This window comes from Petrotoga miotherma DSM 10691 (assembly GCF_002895605.1).
Classification (GTDB): domain Bacteria; phylum Thermotogota; class Thermotogae; order Petrotogales; family Petrotogaceae; genus Petrotoga; species Petrotoga miotherma.
In genome coordinates this window covers 18,817-36,901 of sequence record NZ_AZRM01000023.1, presented here as the reverse complement: position 1 = coordinate 36,901, position 18,085 = coordinate 18,817, and the positions used below count along the sequence as shown (strand labels likewise).

The window sequence follows — 18,085 nt, the reverse complement described above, 5'->3', positions numbered from 1 at the left end:
AGTCTATGCCACAACTTTGGGTGAGTTTGTTTGCTTAGTTGGCGGAGGTTAATTTTATAATGGATTAAAGTTGAAGATTAAAGTAAAAAAATGGGGATAAATCCCCATTTGATGGTTATGATTATTGTTTTTTAAAAGGCATGTTTTAAGTGAATAATTCCTTGGTTAATTTGATCTATACTATCTTCCATATTCTTTTTGTTGTTAGAATGTGAAATAATTTTTGCTTTTAATAAGCCCCAATATAATTGAATAGTTTTACTCAATTTTTCTTTTTTTAATAGAGTTATTGGGTTTAATTTGCCTCTTTCTATAAATTCTTGGTATTCGCTTAAAACCTGAATGGTTTCATTAAGAGATTGTTCTATGGAGTCTCCATATAACATTAAACCAATGGAGTATAGGTAAGTATAGTAGTGTTTTTCTTTTGTATCGTGGTATAGAATTAAGCCAGAATTTTTGCCTAATTTGTAGGCTCTGAGAACTGTAAGCATTACAAGCTACCCCCTTCTTTTCAAAAAGCAAATAGAAACTTTGAAGACTCTAGAATTTAAGAGATAGCGCCCTTTCACTCCCTCTTTTAAGGAAGTGGGAAAGGGCTTCGCTCTGTAACACATCCAAAAATATCAGCTAGTGTTTAGCTTACTACCATTATTTCAATATTTCTTTTAGGTCTTCTATGGTTATTTCTAACAAATTGTCTCCTATGTAATCAATCGTTTTTTCATCTGCTTTTCTTATTTTCTCTTTTAACTCTTTGGTTAATTGGTTACCGAATCTTTTGCTTAGTAATCTAATTTCAAATTCTTTTCTTTCTTCAAGTTTTCCTTCAACTTTACCTTCCAATTTACCTTCTAATTTACCTTCGTTTCTCAACTTTTCAGCTATCGTCATAACTATTTCACCCCTTCCAGGCATTATTTCTTTTTGTACCTTTAATATCTCCTCTATCGTTACATCTTCCCTTACGTTTAATAAGTAGATCATGCATCCTTCAAACCATTCATGTACCTGTTCTTCTGGTAGTTGTTTTATGTATTCAAATACCCTTGCTAATCTTTCTTTAAATTCTTCTTTGGTCATTGCCGTTCCTGCTCTCATTGCTTCTATTGCAACTTTTGTCGCTGTTAATCCTATTATCCTTTTTTTCCTTTTGATCGAGAAATCACATATTTCATATCGGTATGTCGGTAAGTATGTTTTTAGTTCATCTGGTAAATCTTCTATCCCTTGTACCATATTTGATAAGTTCGTTTCTACGTTCCAGATTTCTCTTCCATGGTATATTACTATCGGTATTATTATCGGTACCTTTTTTGTTTTGGGATCGTATTTTTCTTCCCATATGCTCGTAATGTATCTCAACAGTTGAAAGATTACTTTACCTTCAATGTAGCTTTTATGTTCCATCAGAATGTATATGTATCCGTCTTGTCCATTTATCTTTGTTTTGTACAACATATCCGAGAGGCTTTCTTTAAGTTTTTCATCTACATGACTGTTGTTTTCAGGGGTTAAATAATCTAAGTCTACTATTTCTACAGCTTCTTGAGGTAGATAATTTTGTAAGAAGTCTCGAGCTATCTTTTTATCACTGAAAATCCATTTGAAGAATCGATCGTGAGGATTGTGCACTAATTCGTTCATAGCTGGCCTCTCTTTTTTGTTAGATTTGTGTTATTCAACTTAATTATACCATATGTTTTTGAAGGTGTGCTAACTTATTACTCAACTAGCATATAATAAGTTTTATAGCGCCCTTTCCCCGCTGCCCACCCGTGAAAAATAAGAATCTTTGTTAGCGCTCTTTAACCCCTCTCCCCTCCCACAAGGGAAAGATTCTTTTAACTTTTCATCCCCCTTCCTTCTAAGGAAAAGAGCCTCTTGTCCATTCACCCCACAGCACGCCTGCGTTTATTCTTTCATAATTTATCAAAATTGACTTCTAAAAGGTTTAGTGTTTTAAAATTTTAAAACAAGAAAGGTAATGGTATAATAAGGATGGTCAGTAAATGTTTTTGGGAAGAAAAACTATAATTCCGTATAATCATTCATTGTGTTAGAGATAGATATTCTGATAACAAAAAGGGGTGTATATCAAAATGTCAAAAAGTCCAAAGAAAAAGAAGGAGAATGAAGTTGGCGAGCAAAGTATGAGTAAAGATTCTTATTCTACAACTCAGGTAACTTCTATTCAACAAAAAATTCAACAGGAAAAGGAATACCTGCTTTCTGTTCTTAATTTTGATGAGCATCTTCGTGAACAAGTTGAAGAGATGTTTAATATTAATCTTAAAGGTTTCCCTGCGGGAGAGGAACCAATGATCTTTTGCACAGCCGTATTTAAAATAGGTAACGCAGAGTTAGCAATGAGTAAACTCGAAAAGCTTAGTGATGTGTGGCTTGTAGATATAAATGAGGAGAGAGCATATTATATATGGACAAGGCCTTATCCTAAAGGGCACTGGAACCCTATAAGTAAAACGCCGGGAGCCCGACAGATTATTGGAGAAGTTCAAGTGAATTTTGACAATACGCTTACACTTGAAACAAAAACCAAGAGCTGGATCACACAACTTATTCATCTTATGATAGGTGTGTTAGGCGAAGATATAAGACTCATTAATTTGGAATTTGAAAGCCCTTCAGATTTATTAAAGAAAGCAATTGATCAAAAGGAGTAGCTTCGCTTTACTTGATTCCCACCCATAAGTATTGAGGAGGGTGAAGGAAATGTATGAATTGAAAAAACCAAAAGAAAAGTTGTTTTGTGAGCAATGTGGAAAATTGGTGAGGTATAAAACAACAAAAAAGAAAGAGAATTATAACGTTAAGAATTACCCTATTGAAGTCGAACGGACTGTTGCTATATGTGAAGAATGTGGGGCTGAGTTACTTGAACCATACTATGAGAATGAGAATTTAAAAGCAGCATACAGAAAATATGCTGAATTGAATAATTTGGTGTTACCGGAAGAGATCAAGGAAATTAGAAGTAAGTATAATGTCTCTCAAACATTATTTGCTTTGATTTTAGGTTTAGGAGAAGCTACTATACAACGTTATGAGATGGGTTCGTTACCAACTAAAGTTAATAGCGATTTGATTAAGAGAGTTTCCGAACCAGTTGAATTTTACAAAATTTTAAAAAGTAATAAAGATAATATTCCCGATATCGAGTATAAGAGGATCTTAGGAAACATTCAAAGAATTCTTAAAGAATTTGAAAATAAACTCGAAATTCAAGAATTGGAAAAAATTCTGTATATTAAACATCCTGAAATAGATATTGAAAAAATGAAAGGTTTAATAGCTGGTTTATTTTATTATTCAAAAAAATATTATCATAAGGATTTTTTATACAAAACCGTCTTTTTTAAATTGCTATGGTTAGTTGAAAAAGAATCCAAAAAAGTTCTTGGCAGGCAAATTGCTAATTTGAAATTTATTCATTATAATTATGGCCCAATTCCTAAAGGAGCAAAAAATGAAGAGGGCGTTCTTTTAGATTATTTGATAAAGACGAATTTAATAAAAATGAATATCGATTTTTCTAAAAAGTTTTTGCAAGAGACGTATAAGATTGGTTTGGTAGATCAAGCTCCTTTAAGGAATTTAACGAATGAAGAAAGAAAGATTGTAGAAAAAATTGTTAAAAATTATGGAGGATTGAGCGCTAGAAAATTAGTTGAAGTATCACATAATGACGTGGCTTATAAAAGTTCAAATTATGATGAAGAGATAGTGATTTAGGGTCAAGCTTTTTATGGATATATCTGATCTATAACAATATACCACCCTATCACTCGAATTTTGTATAATGAGTTTTATAGCGACCTTCCCCCGCTCCCCACCCATAAGGAAAAGATTCTTTTGTCATTTCGCCCCGCAGCCCGCCCATCTAAGGAAGGAAAATTAGGGCTTCGCCTCTTTACCCACCCGTTTAAGGAAAAAAGCTTTACTTTTTCTAAAAGATCATTGTTATGAGAATTGGAACGGAAAGAGAAAGTATTACTCCTTGTCCAAAGGCTATTAGAGTAGTTTCTTTATCGGTGCTTTTTGCTATTACTCCAAGCATTGTGTCCATTGAAGTGGCTCCTCCAATTGATGCTGCTCCTAGAGGAGACCATTTAGCAACTAAAGGAATTAGAACTATTGCTAAAATTTCTCTAATTACATTTGCAGTGAAAGAAATGGCTCCTAGAACAGGAGAGTAAAGATTGCTGATCATAACCCCTGAAAGAGAATACCAACCGAATCCTGCAGAAGCGCCTAGTGATTCTTGTAAATTCAAGTCTGTAAAGAATATTGCCAAAGAGCCAAAAATAAGACTTCCTAATATAGTTAAAATTGATTGAAAAAGTATATTTTTCATGTTGACTTTTAATTTTGAGAGTATCTTTTCTTCACTTCCTATGTCAACCCCAACGCTAAAAACTAAAAACATTAGTAAAATAGTAGTTAAATTGTTCGGGATATTAATGTTAAAATAGATACCGGATATTATTCCGGCAATAACTGCAGATAATAGCAATATCATTTAGTTTTCTCCTTTTTAAAAAACTTTTCATAAATAGAAGTGAAAAGAATGCTTCCAATAATGGAAAACACTGCTATGTATAAAGCTGTGAATCCAATTTCTTTAATTTGAAAAAACAAAGTATCATCGTTGCCAATTTCATAACCCATGAAAAAGAGCAACAAAACTGTTGACCATAAGACAGGTTTAATTTTTTTCAACCATTTTAGCCATCCTTTTAATCCTAAGAAAAGACCAAATAAAAAAGCTATAAGTATTCCAACCATCATAATGGATCACCTCGTAGTTAATTCTCAAGCTTTTTGGAAAACTTTTCAATTTTCATTTCTTTTTTTCGTTTCTTCTTTCTTTTTAAAAGTTATTTGTTTTGATGTAAGCTGTCGTTAGTCTTTATTTAGCGCCCCTTCGCCCGCTGTCCACCCGTGAGGAATAAGAATCTTTATTAGCACTCTTTAACCCCGTAGCCCACCCTACATCCTTTTGTTTTATTCTTCTTCTAATTCTGTGAAGCCTATTCCTATTGCCCCAGGCCCAGAATGAGCTCCAATTACTGCTCCCAAAGTACTTGAGTATATTTCACCTTCATAGTTTAGCTTTTCTTTGAGTTTTTCTATCATGTATTCTTCGTCTTCTTCACACATGGCGTTCCTTGTGGAGATAATTACCTTTTTAGGATCTTTTATTCTATCTGAAATTATGTTGACCATTTCTTCTAATGATTTTCTTCTTGATCTAACTGCTTTTATTGGTTTTACTACTCCATTCACAAATTCCATTATCGGTTTTATATTTAATAGAGTGCCGACGAACTGGGTAGCACCACCTATTCTTCCACCGGCTTTCATGTATTTTAAGGTTTTCACAGTGAATATTGTACTAGTTTTTTTGATAGATTCTTTGGCTATTTTGGAGATTTCTTCAAAAGATTTTTCTCCACTTTTGATCATTTGCGCGATTTTTACCTCCAAAGCAGCCTGTCCACATGTACAGGTTCTTGTGTCTATTAAGGTTATTTTTGAGTCTTGGTATTTATCAATGAAGTCATTTTTTGCTATGTAAGCATTTTGATAACTTGCAGATAACTCACTTGATATTGTTGTAGCTATTATCTCTTTGAAACCTTTATCATATTTTTCTTTAAAAGCGTTGAACCAATCTTCTGGATTTGGTGCAGCAGTTTTTGGGGCTTTGTCTAGATTTTCAGCCATTTTCTTGTAAAATTCTTCATCAGAGATATCTTTACCTTGAATAAGATACTCTTTCCCATCAAAGGTTATGTAAAAAGGAATTTTGACGATATTATATTTTTCAAGAATTTCTATGGGTAAATTACTTGCAGCATCAACTATCTGTGCTATTTTATGCATAAAAACTCCTCCCCTAAATAGTTTTTTCAATTATAATTATATATCAATTCACCTTATAAATAGAAATGAACTCGAGATTAATCACTCACTATTTTCATGATAGAAGCCTTTTGTTATAGAAATCATATTCGTCATGAATAAAGAAAAATTTTCAAAAACCGCAAAATCAATTTTGCAAAAACTGAAAAATATTATAAAATTAGATATAGAAAGAAATACTGAGTATTTTCTTTTTTGTAAGAAAGGTGAATAATCGATGGGTTCTTTTTTATGGGTTCTTGAATCAACAGAAAAATACAGATTTCCTTACAGGGTAACTATCAGAAAAGGAGAAAAAATAATATTATCACTATTCGTCCAGGACAAATGGCCAGGTGCTGGTAAGCATATCTTTTGCATGAGAGACACAGAAAAACCATCGAGTAATTACCAAGAGATTGAAAGAGTTCCTATTATATCAATAAATCGCTACGGAAAAAGGTTGTCTGTAGTTCTTGACAGAAAACAAAACAAAAGATGCGACTTTCTCTTTTTAAAAAAGAAGTATAAAAATAAAGAAGGAGAATACGAACAGATATTTTGGAGAACGGAACAAGGACTAAAAGAACATCGCCCTAAAGTTAAATTAACAGCAAAAGGGAATCATCATCTTCATATATTGATCGACATAAATGAAAGATATCCATGGAAATTTGCCAATTGTAACGTTGAAAGAGCGCAGCTCAAAGCCGGCGATTATGCCTTGCTAAGTGAAAGCGGCATAATAGCGGTTGCTGAAAGAAAAACCTTTACCAATTTTATTGGAGACATTGGGAATTTGCCTCTTCTACACATGAAGCTTGGTGAATTAGCTAAATACAAACATTCTTCTTTCGTTGTTGAAGCAAATTACTCCGATTTTTTGAATCCATGTAAGCTGAAGGTGTACACACCATCCTATTTGTCTAAAGTTTTAGCTGAGATTTTTGCTTATCATCCTGGGTTTCAAATAATATTTGCTGGAAACAGGAAATTAGCAAATGAATGGACTTTACGGTTCTTTCAAGCGGTCATGTCACATGAAAAGGATAACATCCCAACTATTGTTTCAGAAGTGGCATCTAAATATGAAACTAAAAAAGATTTTACAGGGGGTATGTACTACGATATAAGAAGAGAAATACTTGAAGCTACTGAGGATACTTTCACTATAAATGAACTTAGGAAAAAATTCCCATTAACTTCTGATACTAAGATCAGAAAAGTGTTGAGCGATCTCAGAGAAGAAGGTTATATAGAAAATTTTGGCAAAGGCAAAAAAAGTGTGTGGAAAAAAACTTAGATTAACTAAGAAAAAATAAAATGTTGGAGGTTTTATTACTTGAAAATCGAGTATGATTGTATTCCATGTATATATAGACAAGTTCTTGAGGCAAGTAGAATGGCAGTCGGTGAGAACAGAAAAATTATTAGAGATATTTTGAATGAATATGCTCGAATGATCCCAGATATCACCGATGATGATTCTGCTCCTGAAATAGTTACTAGAATTCAAAATTATATAAAACAAAAAACAGGAAAGGACGATATATATTTAGAATTCAAAGAAAAAAATATAAAAGCTGCTCAACAATACTATCCAACTATAGAAAAGTTAGTTAAAAGTTCAGAAGATCCATTATTATCGGCTTTGATAATGTCAGCAGTTGGAAATTCTATAGATGCGGGGGTTAGCTTAAACGTTGATATAGAGGATAACGTCAAAAGAGCCATTGAAAACGGGTTTTCACATAGTGATTACCCTTTTTTTAAAGAACAATTATCTAATGCCAACAGTATACTAATTATAGCCGATAATGCCGGTGAAGCTGTTTTTGACAAGTTACTCATTCAAGAGTTATTAAAGTATAAGGTGACCCTTACTTATGCAGTCAGAGACAAGCCCATTTTAAACGATGTCACTAGGAAAGAAGCAAAGAATATAGGAATTGATAGATACTGTTCTTTAATTTCAAGTGGATGCGATACCCCTGGAATAGTATTAAAAAACTCAAGTAAAGAGTTCCTACAAATATTTTCAAATGCAGATATTATAATCAGTAAAGGTCAAGGAAATTTAGAAGGATTATTGGATGAAAGTAGACCTATTTTCTATTTGTTAAAAATCAAATGTGATGTTATTGCAAAGAGGTTAAACGGTGGTCTAAAAACAGGCAATTTTGTCTTCAAATATTACTAAAATATAAGGAGAGATACTATGAAGATAGCATTAGGCATAAAAGGAAACAGTGTAAACAAAGCACATTTTGGAATATCTGAGAAATATAGGATATACGAATTAGAGAATGGCATGCTGAATTTTTTTGAGGAAAGAATTAACGATAACTTTACTCAGCACAAACATTCGGAAGTTGAAGATATAATGAAATTCCTTTCTGATTGCAATGTTTGGGTAGCAAAGTCCATGGGGAAAAAGTCCAAAGAAGTAATCATGAATTTAGGATATACTCCCCTTATAATTAACTCTGACTCAATACAAGAAGCCGAAAAGGAAATTGTGAAAGCATTAGACCACCATTGAAAAAATTGATTTTATCAAGGTTCGATTTTCACGCTTCTTTATTAACAGGTTTAGGATTGAACGTTTCTTCTGGTGCAATTTTTAAAAATAGGATAATTACAATAACTGATACTATGCTTGCAAACAGTGCAATTTGATATCCCCTCATTAAATCTAAAAGAATACCATATATTTGTGCACCAACAGGTACAGCTCCTTGAGCAATCAACCCCACAACCGTAAAAACACGAGATCTTACTTTGGTTGGTGTCATTTTTTGCATGTTGGTATCAATAGGTATATTTATAAAAGCATTGCTCACGCCTATTAGCATAAGGTTTATGTACAAAATTATTAATAAAGTCCATGATGCACCTCCGAATTTGGTAACGATATTAGGAAAAAATAAACCTGAAATGATGAATAACATAATTGCCTCTACTGTTAAACCGAGTGTCACCGATTTTTTCGGATTATTTTTAGAAAAAATAGTACCAATTAAAATACTGCCAATTAGTATCCCCACGGTAAAAGAAGATTGAGTGATTCCATACTGTTCGCTCGTAAATCCAATTTCTTGCCTTAATACATAAGGAAGCACAATCGTAAGAATCGGTGCCAATAAAAAATTGACAATCATTACAAACAAAAGTAATTCTTTCAAACCTTTTCTTCCCTTTATAAAAATTACTCCCTCTTTGATGTCTGAAAACATAGATTTAAAGGATATTTTCTGCTTACCTTCAAAATGTGGTACGTAAGTAATAAACATTTCGCTTATAGCAGAAATAACGAAAGAAATTCCATTTATAAGAAATACAACTTTGATTCCCCCAAATCCATATATGATTCCTCCAAGGATTGGTCCTATAATTCTAGAAACACTATTTATTGAAGAATTTACCGAATTAGCTTTGGTGAGGAAATCAATAGGAACTAAGTCGGGAAACATTGCCTCGGTTGAGCCGCCGAAAATACTGTCTAATATAGAAATAAATACTTGGGCAGTGAAGATAAAGGCGATGTTCATCCAACCTTGATAGGCTGAATATGCCATAAAAAGTATAATTATCCCTCGTAAATAGTCCATATTCACCATAATTTTCTTTCGATTCATTCGATCTCCCAAAACCCCTGCTATCGGTGAAAAAATCAAGCCTGGCAGCATACTTAAAAGAGAAAATGTACCCATAAGGGTTCCAGAGCCTGTAAGATCAAGAATATAAAGCGGTAAAGCAATCATTTGTACGCCAGTTCCTATTAAAGATACGAGCCTACCTGTGGAGTATAGCCAAAAGTTTCTTTTTTGCTCTTTTGTCATAGAATTTCCCCCTGTTTTGATCTTGTTATAGTAACTTTATTCTAGATTTAGCGCCCCTTCGCCCCGCTACCCACCCATTTAAGGAATAGGAGACCCGCGCTAATTCTCCCCGAAGCTCAATTTACAAGGAAATAATTATTATAATTTTAACATATATTTTTAGGTGTTTCAAACTCGTTTAAGCTTCTTGTCAAATATGGATTACTGTCCTCTTTTATGAGTGTTTTTCCTAAAAATTCTTTAATTCAAATTACTTTTCAAAAAGCATTTTGGACAATTACTCAATGTTTGAAAAACGCCCATTTAGGGCGCATTTTCGGAAATTAGGTTCTCTTGAAAATAGTGGCTAATTAATCTTTCATACAACCAACTGACTTTCTATTATTTCTCTGTAAATGGGAGAATTTTTTAGTAACTCTTCGTGTGCTCCTTCTCCTCTTATCTCCCCATCTTTCAATAATATCACCTTGTCTGCTTTTCTTATCGTCGATAATCTGTGGGATATTATTATCAAAGTCATTTCATACTCTTTCAATTCATCGAATATTTCTTCTTCTGTTTGAGAATCTACCCCTGACGTTGCTTCATCCAATATCAATATCTTTGGTTTCCTTATCAATGCTCTTGCTATTGCTACTCTCTGCCTTTGCCCATCAGATAACTTACTTCCCCTTTCCCCCACTACCGTGTCGTATCCTTCATCTAAAAGTCCTATGAATTTATCTACCTTCGCTTTCTTTACCGCCTTCATGAATTCTTCTTGGGTGAATTCATCATCCAACATTATATTTTCTTTGACCGTCATGTTGAATAAGGGTTCATTACCCCTTCGTTTTGTGTTTAAAGCCATCTTTCATCTTTTCCTTGAATCCCTTTCGGGGTGTTCTTTTACCTGGAGAGTATTCACGCTGTTTTTCATAAAAGCATTAAACAACAAATGATAAATTGATTTTATCAAGCTTTGACTTTTATACTTCTTCAGTAACAGGTTTGGGATTAAAGGTTTCTTCTGGTGCAATTTTTAAAAAAAGGATGGTTACAATAGCTGATGCTATGCTTGCAAACAGTGTAAGTTGATATCCCCTCATTAAATCTAAAAGAGTGCCAAATATCAACGAGCCAACAGGTATAGCTCCTTGAGAAATCAACCCCAAAACTGTAAAAACACGAGATCTTACTTTGGTTGGTGTCATTTTTTGCAGGTTGGTATTAATAGGTATATTTATAAAAGCATTACACACGCCTATAAGCATAAGGTTTATGTACAAAATTATTAATAAAGTCCATGATGCACCTCCGAATTTGGTAACGATATTAGGAAAAAATAAACCTGAAATGATGAAAAACATAATGGCTTCTGCTATTAAACCAAGTGTCATCGATTTTTTGGGATTACTCTTATAAAAAATAGTGCCAATTAAAATACTGCCAATTAGTATCCCCAAGGTAAAAGAAGATTGTGTGATTCCATACTGTTCACTAGTAAATCCAATTTCTTGCCTTAATACATAAGGAAAGACAATCATAAAAATTGGTGACATTATAAAATTGGCAATCATTGCAAACAAAAACAGTTCTTTCAAACCCTTTCTTCCTCTTATAAAAACTAAGCCTTCTTTGATGTCTGAAAACATGGATTTAAAAGATATTTTCTGCTTACCTTCAAAATGTGGTACGTAAGTAATAAACATTTCGCTTATAGCAGAAATAACGAAAGAAATTCCATTTATAAGAAACACAACTTTTATTCCGCCAAATCCGTATATGATTCCTCCGAGGATGGGTCCTATAATATTAGAAACACTATTTATTGAAGAATTTACCGAATTAGCTTTTGTGAGGAATTCAATAGGAACCAAGTCTGGGAGCATCGCACCGGTTGAGCCACCGAAAACACTGTCTAATATAGAAATAAATACTTGGGCAGTGAAGATAAAGGCAATGTTCATCCAACCTTGATAGGCTGAATATGCCATAAAAAGTATAATTATCCCTCGTAAATAGTCCATATTCACCATAATTTTCTTTCGATTCATTCGATCTCCTAAAACCCCTGCTATCGGTGAAAAAATCAATCCTGGAACCATGCTTAAAAAAGTAAACGTACCCATAAGGGTTCCAGAGCCTGTAAGATCAAGAATATACAGTGGTAAAGCAATCAATTGTACGCCACTTCCTATTAAAGATACAAGCCTACCTGTGGAGTATAGCAAAAAGTTTCTTTTTTGCACTTTTGTCATAGAATTTCCCCCTGTTTTAATCTTTTTTATTGCCTTTAGAAACTCTAAAACTTCTTTAATAGCGCCCCTTCGCCCCGCAGCCCACCCTATAAGGAAAGAGAATCTTTACCCCTTCGCCCCGCTGCCCACCCTATAAGGAAAGAGAATCTTTACCCCTTCGCCCCGCTGCCCACCCATTTAAGGAAGGTGGAGAGGGGTTTCCTGCTTCCCTCCCATATTCTTTTACTTTTACAATTTTCTGATGTTTTCGAGATAAACCTGCCATAATTCTTCAGATAGTAAATCATAAGCTGTGTAATAAGATTCTACCTTTTTAATTTTTTTCTGTGGTCTTCTCAACATTTTTATAACCCCCTTTAATTATTTTAAACTTAATTCAAATATTTTACAAAAATTATAACAGATAAAATAAAAATTGTCAAGTAAATAAATAAAAAAATCAATAATTTTTATGTTTTTACTAAAGATTTTTGTATTTACTTATTGTATAGAGATTTAAAATTGGTGTATATACCTGTTTAACGAAAAAAGCTAAAATAAATCACGAATATGGTTCGGGAGGAGTAAGTGGATGTTAGAAAATCAAATTGGTTTAGCCCCGATGGCAGATTATACTGATTACCCTTTTAGGGAGATTTGCAGAAGATTTGGAGCAGATTTTACTTTTACAGAAATGATTTCAGTAGATTCTATAATAAGAGAAAATGAAAAGGTTGAAAAAATGCTTCCCCAAAAGGATGAGGCTAATATAGGCGTACAACTTTTTGGCAACGATGCAACAAAATTTGTCGAAGAAGCCAAAGCTGTCCAGAGTTTAGCTAGTTGGATCGATATAAACGCTGCTTGCCCTGTTAATAAAGTAGTGAAAAAAGGTTCAGGGGCTGCTTTATTGAAAAATCCAAAATTATTGGGAGATATCGTTTTTACTCTTAAAAAGAGTATTGATTTACCCGTAGGAGTAAAGGTAAGATTAGGATACGATCAAATAAATATTGAAGAAGTGGCTCAAACAGTCCAAGAAGCAGGTTCTGATTATATTATTGTTCATGGTAGAACCAGGTCGCAAATGTACAGTGGAATTGCAAATAGAGAAGTAATAAAAAATTTAAAGGGGAAGATCAACATTCCTTTAGGAGCAAGCGGTGATGTGTTTAGTAAAAAAGATATAGATGATTATTTGTTGAATTATGGTGCAGATTTTGTTTTAGTTGCAAGGGGCGCTATTGGTAACCCTTGGATATTCACAAAGAATAATTATAATCCAACTTTAGATGAGAGAATAGATACTTGTTTAGAGCACTTGAAACTTACGATTGAGTTCTATGGTTCAGAGGTTTATGCAGTAAAAAAATTCAGAAAAGTATTAATGAAATACTTTTCTGGTATTAAAGGCTCAAAGGAGGTAAGAAGAAAGTTGCATCTAATTTTATCTTATAATGATGTCGCCGAATTGGTTTATAGAACATTCAAACGTTAATAATTATGCTATTTCATCAAGTAATATTCCTTGAACATCGTTTAGGGCTTTGGCAAGTTTCACGGACACTTCAGGTGGTATTTGTCTTATAATTTCCTTGCTGTCTTTATCTATAATTTTTACAATAATAATATCCAACTCCCTTTCTATTTCAAACTTCGCCTCTCCTTTGAAAATTTTGGATAACTTTTTTAATCTATCTTCAATTATTTTTGTGACTTTGTCAAGTTCATCTGGCATAACTTCTTCTTTTTGGATCGGCTGGTTTGAATTTTCAGGATTTCTCAGATTGGCTTTCGCCATTTCAAAGTGCTGTCTATTGGCTATAGGATTGTTAATGGAAAAATCTTCTTTACCCCCAATGTTTGATATTCCCATAATATCACCCGACCTTGAAATTATTATTCACTTTTTTATCGTCTGATATTTAATAAACTTTAATATTCAAAAAATTACATAATGAACATTGCGTCACCAAAGGAAAAGAAGCGATATTTCTTTTCTTTTGCAATTTCATATGAGTTCATTATAAAATCATGACCAGCAAACGCTGAAACTAGAAAAAGAAGTGAAGATTTAGGGAGATGAAAATTGGTGATTAGGGCATCAATTATTTTAAATTCAAATGGTGGGTAAATATATAGATCTGTTCTACCAGCGAGTTTGTCAGGATTTCTGGCAATAGTTTCGAGCGTTCTAACAACCGTTGTTCCTGTGGCTATGACCCTTTTACCATCAGCTTTGGCTCTAACTATATCGTGAAGTACACTTTTTGGCACAGTATAATACTCTTCATGTATTAGGTGGTTCCTTATGTCTGGCTCCTTAACGGGTCTGAAGGTTCCCAAACCGACATGAAGAGTAACTTCAGTGAAATTTACGCCGTAATCAGTGAGCTCGTCTATTAACTCTTGTGTGAAATGTAAACCAGCTGTTGGTGCAGCCACCGCACCATTGTTTTTTGCGTAGGTAGTTTGATATTTTTCTGGATCATCGATCTGTTTTTTAATATAAGGCGGTAAAGGGACTTCGCCAATTTTTGGCAATTTTGAGAAAAAGTTGGGATCGTCAAATTCTAAAATTCTAGATCCGTCTTCCAAATGTTCTACTACTGTGCAAACTAAATCATCTTCAAAGATAAGTTTGTTGCCTTTTTTTATCTTTCCACCTGGCTTTACCAAAGCTTTCCATGTTTTATCGTTTCCATCTTTTTCTAAAAGTAAAACTTCAACTTTAGCACCTGTTTCCTTTTTGCCGTACAATCTTGCAGGGATAACCCTGGTATTGTTTAAAACAAGCAAATCGCCGGGTCGTAAATAATTTTTTATATCCCTAAAAACTTTGTGTTCGATACTTTTTACTCTTCTATTTAGCACCATCAACTTACAGCTATCTCTTGGTTCAACAGGTTCTTGGGCTATAAGCTCTTCAGGTAACTCGTAGTCATATTGCTCTAAGTTGAAACTTTGTTCACTCATCTACAAACCTCCGCAGTTCCAGTAATTTATCTTTATCAAACCGATATTCATTAAATTTATCCTGTGAAATCATGTAATAACCAAGTTTATTACTAAAATGAACGATCAATTCATCTGCAGGTGATTCAAAGTAAATTCTCTTTTTTTCGGACATTTTGTTTAAAATGTCCTTGTCATCTTCACTTTTTAAAACGTATTCAATGTTTTTGTCGAATACTATTATTGCAGGGAAAAACGTCATATTTTCTATGTAGAGATTATCCAGTAAATCAACCAATCTAACTATGCTTTCTTGATCGTTGTACCTTACAACGTTACTACCATCGATAATAACGCCTTTAATCGTTCCTTTGCTCATGAGCCTATAATGGTAGTAAGATATATTTTTCAATTGAAGTTCCACCATCTGTTTTTCGTAAGGGCCTAAACTCTTAAATATTTCTTTTATTTTTTTGTATAACGAGATCTTTGTATCAAGAGGGTCAATGCTAAGAATCTCGTCTATGAGGTCTTGTACAAAGGGAGTTTTCACATCTAAAGGTATGTATGTTATTAGTGCGTATAAGTCTATAAAATCCTTAAAATTCAGTCTTTTCAATATAACTTGTGGATTGTAGAACTCTACCCCGTACTTTTTTAGTTTTTCATTGTAGCCACCTGGTGGAAACTTATCTGGAAAAAGTAAAAATTTCAGGTTATCAATCGTTTCTTCCTTTAACTTGTAATAACTTCTTAAATCGGTGAATCTATTCTCTTTAGGTTTTTTTAAAATATGCATTATCAGAAATTGAAAATCGTTTATGTGTTTTTTTGGTATTTTTAGTTCGGCATCTTTTCCTAAAACCCTGTAAACCCAAAACATTTTTCTTTCGTTTAATTCTCGAGGTTTTCTGAGAATTGTATTGGCTTTTTCCACTATTTTTCTAGTTTTTTGACTATGTTCTTTATAATCTTTTTCTGAGATAACGTTATAAATTCTTTGAATTGACACAAAACTACTGCTCCTTTTCTATACTTGTCTCGATCTCTTTGTACTTTTCACCAAAGCCTTCAATTTTAACATCCCTAAACCTAATATCTTCATTGTAAGAAATATGAATCTCTAATCTTTCTTCGGGGGTTAAATAATCCAAGAAGTCTGCCCATTCAATTATATATATCCCCTTAGGATCCAAAAAGATATCCAAATATTCTATCTCTTGAGGATCGTTTAACCTATACAAATCAATGTGATATATTGTTGGATTTGTATCATACACTTTTACTAAAGAAAAAGTAGGGCTTGTCACATTTATAGGGCTTTTGCTCAAGTTGTTAACTATATACGATGTTAAAGTGGTTTTCCCCGTCCCTAAATTGCCGAAAAGTAATAATTTTTCTCCCGGGAAAATGTATTTAGAAATAGTCTTTCCCAGTTTTTGGATTTGTTCTATGTTGAGTTTGATGTAAGATATTATAGGTTGTTCACTCCCCATTCGCATTTTTCTTTTAGAAAACACTCAGAACATTTAGGCATCTTTTTACAGTAAACTTTTGAGTGTTTAACTATCAAGGCATGGTATTCGTTGTAAAGTTGAACGTCTTTTCTTAAGTTTTTTTCGAAGAAATCTTGAAATTCGTCGTATTCTTTAGCTGATATTAAACCCAATCGTAAAAACATCCTTTTCGTATAAGCATCGATCACAAAAATGGGCACTTCAAATGCGTATAAAAGAATAGAATCAGCGGTTTCTTTCCCTATTCCTTTGATATTTAACAGTTCTTCCCTTAAAGAGACTACACTTTTATCTTTAATCTTATCTATATCATAATTATATTTTTTTAACCATTCTAAGAAGTTTTTCAAACGTTTACTTTTGAGATTGTAAAAACCTGAAGATCTTATCAATTGAGCCAAATCATCTTCTTTGATTTTAAATAACCTTTCTGGATCTAATAGATCAAGTTGTTTTAAATTTTCGATAGATTTTTCCACATTGTTCCAAGAAGTATTTTGTGTTAAAATAGCCCCCACAGTTACTTCAAACCAATTATCTGCGGGCCACCAATGCTGCGGACCATAAAACCCGTAAAGATCCTTGTATATTTCATAAACTTTATTCAATATTTAATTTCTACCTCCATATTAAATGTTCAGGTGTTTCTCCATCCAAAGCTTGTATTATATCTTTTGCTACCATCTGAGCCATTCGGCTTCTTGTTTCGTGTGAAGCAGAACCAATATGTGGTGTTAGTACTACGTTATCCAAATCTTTTAAATCTGGTGTTAATTGAGGTTCATTCTCATACACATCTAAAGCAGCTCCTGAAATCTCTTTACTTTTTAGTTTTTCGTATAACGCTTCTTCATCTATCACTGGACCTCTTGCTGTGTTAATAACAAAGGCAGATTTCTTCAATAGCGATAGTTTTTCTCGATCCAACATATGATAAGTCTCGTCAGTCAAAGGCACATGTAAGCTTACATAATCAGAAACCTTCAAAAGCTCATCCAAGTTTAAATAAGTGGCATTCAAGGCCTTTTCTTTTTCACTGGAGAGACGATGTCTCTGATAGTAATAAACCTTCATATTGAACCCTATTGCCCTTCTAGCAACCGCTTGACCTATGCTTCCAAATCCTATAATACCTAATGTTTTACCGTACACATCTGTACCAAGGAACAATTCCGGCTTCCAGCCTTCAAATTTACCATCTCTTGTAAAGGCATCCGATTCGACGATTCGCCTAGCAACAGCTAACATCAACGCCCATGCTAAATCGGCAGTGGTTTCGGTCAAAACACCTGATGTGTTAGTTATATATATTCCTAATTCCTTTGCCTTTTCAATATCGATGTTGTTGTATCCCACGGCATAGTTTGCAACGATTTTTAATCTATCCTTTCCTGCTTCTAATACTTCTTTATCAATTGGATCTGCCAGCATTGTAATTAATGCGTCAGATTCTCTTGCTATTTCTTTTAGTTCTTCCTTGGTGAGTAGCTTATCCTTAGGATTAACCCAAATATCGTACTTACCTTTCAACAAATTTATACCTGCTTCAGGTATTTTGTACGTAATTGAGACTTTTTTCATTTTTGAGCCTCCCGATTAGGATTCTGCATTTTTTAGCAATTTACCC

Annotated in this window: 20 protein-coding genes; 6 read left to right on the top strand and 14 right to left on the bottom strand. The window is 33.4% G+C overall.

The features are described 5' to 3' along the window. Window positions 1–131: 131 nt before the first annotated feature. Both X928_RS04550 and X928_RS04545 read right to left on the bottom strand, forming a co-directional pair. Complete coding sequence (locus tag X928_RS04550) at window positions 132–494, bottom strand: hypothetical protein (protein WP_103078687.1); 363 nt, start codon at window positions 492–494, stop codon at window positions 132–134. Window positions 495–651: 157 nt separating this feature from the next. After that, the gene (locus X928_RS04545; RefSeq protein WP_103078686.1) at window positions 652–1,647 is read right to left on the bottom strand and encodes an Rpn family recombination-promoting nuclease/putative transposase; all 996 of its coding nucleotides are present in this window, start codon (window positions 1,645–1,647) and stop codon (window positions 652–654) included. A 455-nt stretch (window positions 1,648–2,102) separates the two neighbouring features. Here X928_RS04545 and X928_RS04540 point away from each other — a divergent pair, with 455 nt between their 5' ends. Together X928_RS04540 and X928_RS04535 are read left to right on the top strand one after the other, a co-directional pair. Further along, window positions 2,103–2,684 (top strand): hypothetical protein, encoded by a 582-nt coding sequence (locus X928_RS04540; protein WP_103078685.1) that lies wholly within the window; start codon window positions 2,103–2,105, stop codon window positions 2,682–2,684. Window positions 2,685–2,733: 49 nt separating this feature from the next. After that, entirely contained in the window at window positions 2,734–3,753 is a 1,020-nt protein-coding gene (locus tag X928_RS04535; RefSeq protein WP_103078684.1) for a type II TA system antitoxin MqsA family protein, read from the top strand. Between the two features lie 214 nt (window positions 3,754–3,967). Here the strand turns inward: X928_RS04535 and X928_RS04530 are convergent, their stop codons facing one another. The 3 genes from X928_RS04530 to X928_RS04520 all read right to left on the bottom strand — a co-directional run bounded on the left by X928_RS04530 (window position 3,968) and on the right by X928_RS04520 (window position 5,907). Next, entirely contained in the window at window positions 3,968–4,540 is a 573-nt protein-coding gene (locus X928_RS04530) for a LysO family transporter (protein ID WP_103078683.1), read from the bottom strand. Then, window positions 4,537–4,809: a LysO family transporter gene (locus tag X928_RS04525; RefSeq protein WP_103078682.1), complete on the bottom strand. Its 273-nt coding sequence runs from the start codon at window positions 4,807–4,809 to the stop codon at window positions 4,537–4,539. Before X928_RS04525 ends, X928_RS04530 begins: the two co-directional genes overlap by 4 nt. Window positions 4,810–5,025: 216 nt before the next feature. After that, complete coding sequence (locus X928_RS04520) at window positions 5,026–5,907, bottom strand: DegV family protein (RefSeq protein WP_103078681.1); 882 nt, start codon at window positions 5,905–5,907, stop codon at window positions 5,026–5,028. Window positions 5,908–6,163: 256 nt separating this feature from the next. On the opposite strand from X928_RS04520, the gene X928_RS04515 reads away from it, so the two are divergent. Genes X928_RS04515 through X928_RS04505 form a run of 3 tightly spaced genes read left to right on the top strand, consistent with a single transcriptional unit; the run spans window position 6,164 to window position 8,467 of the window. Then, on the top strand, window positions 6,164–7,228 hold the full coding sequence (locus tag X928_RS04515; RefSeq protein WP_103078680.1) for an ERCC4 domain-containing protein: 1,065 nt from the start codon (window positions 6,164–6,166) through the stop codon (window positions 7,226–7,228). A gap of 39 nt (window positions 7,229–7,267) precedes the next feature. Continuing rightward, entirely contained in the window at window positions 7,268–8,125 is an 858-nt protein-coding gene (locus X928_RS04510) for a damage-control phosphatase ARMT1 family protein (RefSeq protein WP_103078679.1), read from the top strand. An 18-nt stretch (window positions 8,126–8,143) separates the two neighbouring features. Further along, window positions 8,144–8,467 carry a NifB/NifX family molybdenum-iron cluster-binding protein gene (locus tag X928_RS04505; RefSeq protein WP_103078678.1) on the top strand — a complete coding sequence of 108 codons (324 nt, stop codon included), beginning with the start codon at window positions 8,144–8,146 and terminating at the stop codon, window positions 8,465–8,467. Between the two features lie 28 nt (window positions 8,468–8,495). Here the strand turns inward: X928_RS04505 and X928_RS04500 are convergent, their stop codons facing one another. The 3 genes from X928_RS04500 to X928_RS04490 form a co-directional block, all read right to left on the bottom strand. Next, on the bottom strand, window positions 8,496–9,767 hold the full coding sequence (locus X928_RS04500) for an MFS transporter (protein WP_103078677.1): 1,272 nt from the start codon (window positions 9,765–9,767) through the stop codon (window positions 8,496–8,498). Between the two features lie 358 nt (window positions 9,768–10,125). Beyond that, window positions 10,126–10,617: an ATP-binding cassette domain-containing protein gene (locus tag X928_RS04495; RefSeq protein ID WP_245857175.1), complete on the bottom strand. Its 492-nt coding sequence runs from the start codon at window positions 10,615–10,617 to the stop codon at window positions 10,126–10,128. A gap of 118 nt (window positions 10,618–10,735) precedes the next feature. Further along, the gene (locus X928_RS04490) at window positions 10,736–12,007 is read right to left on the bottom strand and encodes an MFS transporter (RefSeq protein WP_103078676.1); all 1,272 of its coding nucleotides are present in this window, start codon (window positions 12,005–12,007) and stop codon (window positions 10,736–10,738) included. A gap of 571 nt (window positions 12,008–12,578) precedes the next feature. On the opposite strand from X928_RS04490, the gene X928_RS04485 reads away from it, so the two are divergent. Further along, window positions 12,579–13,484 (top strand): tRNA dihydrouridine synthase, encoded by a 906-nt coding sequence (locus X928_RS04485; RefSeq protein WP_103078675.1) that lies wholly within the window; start codon window positions 12,579–12,581, stop codon window positions 13,482–13,484. 3 nt (window positions 13,485–13,487) lie between these two features. Here the strand turns inward: X928_RS04485 and X928_RS04480 are convergent, their stop codons facing one another. The 6 genes from X928_RS04480 to X928_RS04455 all read right to left on the bottom strand — a co-directional run bounded on the left by X928_RS04480 (window position 13,488) and on the right by X928_RS04455 (window position 18,039). Continuing rightward, on the bottom strand, window positions 13,488–13,862 hold the full coding sequence (locus X928_RS04480; RefSeq protein WP_103078674.1) for a flagellar protein FlaG: 375 nt from the start codon (window positions 13,860–13,862) through the stop codon (window positions 13,488–13,490). A 74-nt stretch (window positions 13,863–13,936) separates the two neighbouring features. Next, entirely contained in the window at window positions 13,937–14,962 is a 1,026-nt protein-coding gene (queA, locus tag X928_RS04475; RefSeq protein WP_103078673.1) for a tRNA preQ1(34) S-adenosylmethionine ribosyltransferase-isomerase QueA, read from the bottom strand. Then, window positions 14,955–15,953 carry a hypothetical protein gene (locus X928_RS04470; RefSeq protein ID WP_103078672.1) on the bottom strand — a complete coding sequence of 333 codons (999 nt, stop codon included), beginning with the start codon at window positions 15,951–15,953 and terminating at the stop codon, window positions 14,955–14,957. Before X928_RS04470 ends, queA begins: the two co-directional genes overlap by 8 nt. A 4-nt stretch (window positions 15,954–15,957) precedes the next feature. After that, entirely contained in the window at window positions 15,958–16,437 is a 480-nt protein-coding gene (tsaE, locus tag X928_RS04465) for a tRNA (adenosine(37)-N6)-threonylcarbamoyltransferase complex ATPase subunit type 1 TsaE (RefSeq protein WP_169926306.1), read from the bottom strand. After that, on the bottom strand, window positions 16,416–17,066 hold the full coding sequence (locus X928_RS04460; RefSeq protein ID WP_103078670.1) for an endonuclease III domain-containing protein: 651 nt from the start codon (window positions 17,064–17,066) through the stop codon (window positions 16,416–16,418). The genes tsaE and X928_RS04460 overlap by 22 nt, the downstream gene beginning before the upstream one ends. 10 nt (window positions 17,067–17,076) lie before the next feature. After that, window positions 17,077–18,039: a 2-hydroxyacid dehydrogenase gene (locus X928_RS04455; protein WP_103078669.1), complete on the bottom strand. Its 963-nt coding sequence runs from the start codon at window positions 18,037–18,039 to the stop codon at window positions 17,077–17,079. Window positions 18,040–18,085: the final 46 nt, after the last annotated feature.

Coding starts and splice junctions, on each gene's coding strand:
- X928_RS04550 (WP_103078687.1), bottom strand. CDS start 494: ATGCTTACAGTTCTCAGAGCCTACAAATTAGGCAAAAATTCTGGCTTA.
- X928_RS04545 (WP_103078686.1), bottom strand. CDS start 1,647: ATGAACGAATTAGTGCACAATCCTCACGATCGATTCTTCAAATGGATT.
- X928_RS04540 (WP_103078685.1), top strand. CDS start 2,103: ATGTCAAAAAGTCCAAAGAAAAAGAAGGAGAATGAAGTTGGCGAGCAA.
- X928_RS04535 (WP_103078684.1), top strand. CDS start 2,734: ATGTATGAATTGAAAAAACCAAAAGAAAAGTTGTTTTGTGAGCAATGT.
- X928_RS04530 (WP_103078683.1), bottom strand. CDS start 4,540: ATGATATTGCTATTATCTGCAGTTATTGCCGGAATAATATCCGGTATC.
- X928_RS04525 (WP_103078682.1), bottom strand. CDS start 4,809: ATGATGGTTGGAATACTTATAGCTTTTTTATTTGGTCTTTTCTTAGGA.
- X928_RS04520 (WP_103078681.1), bottom strand. CDS start 5,907: ATGCATAAAATAGCACAGATAGTTGATGCTGCAAGTAATTTACCCATA.
- X928_RS04515 (WP_103078680.1), top strand. CDS start 6,164: ATGGGTTCTTTTTTATGGGTTCTTGAATCAACAGAAAAATACAGATTT.
- X928_RS04505 (WP_103078678.1), top strand. CDS start 8,144: ATGAAGATAGCATTAGGCATAAAAGGAAACAGTGTAAACAAAGCACAT.
- X928_RS04500 (WP_103078677.1), bottom strand. CDS start 9,767: ATGACAAAAGAGCAAAAAAGAAACTTTTGGCTATACTCCACAGGTAGG.
- X928_RS04495 (WP_245857175.1), bottom strand. CDS start 10,617: ATGGCTTTAAACACAAAACGAAGGGGTAATGAACCCTTATTCAACATG.
- X928_RS04490 (WP_103078676.1), bottom strand. CDS start 12,007: ATGACAAAAGTGCAAAAAAGAAACTTTTTGCTATACTCCACAGGTAGG.
- X928_RS04485 (WP_103078675.1), top strand. CDS start 12,579: ATGTTAGAAAATCAAATTGGTTTAGCCCCGATGGCAGATTATACTGAT.
- X928_RS04480 (WP_103078674.1), bottom strand. CDS start 13,862: ATGGGAATATCAAACATTGGGGGTAAAGAAGATTTTTCCATTAACAAT.
- queA (WP_103078673.1), bottom strand. CDS start 14,962: ATGAGTGAACAAAGTTTCAACTTAGAGCAATATGACTACGAGTTACCT.
- tsaE (WP_169926306.1), bottom strand. CDS start 16,437: ATGGGGAGTGAACAACCTATAATATCTTACATCAAACTCAACATAGAA.
- X928_RS04455 (WP_103078669.1), bottom strand. CDS start 18,039: ATGAAAAAAGTCTCAATTACGTACAAAATACCTGAAGCAGGTATAAAT.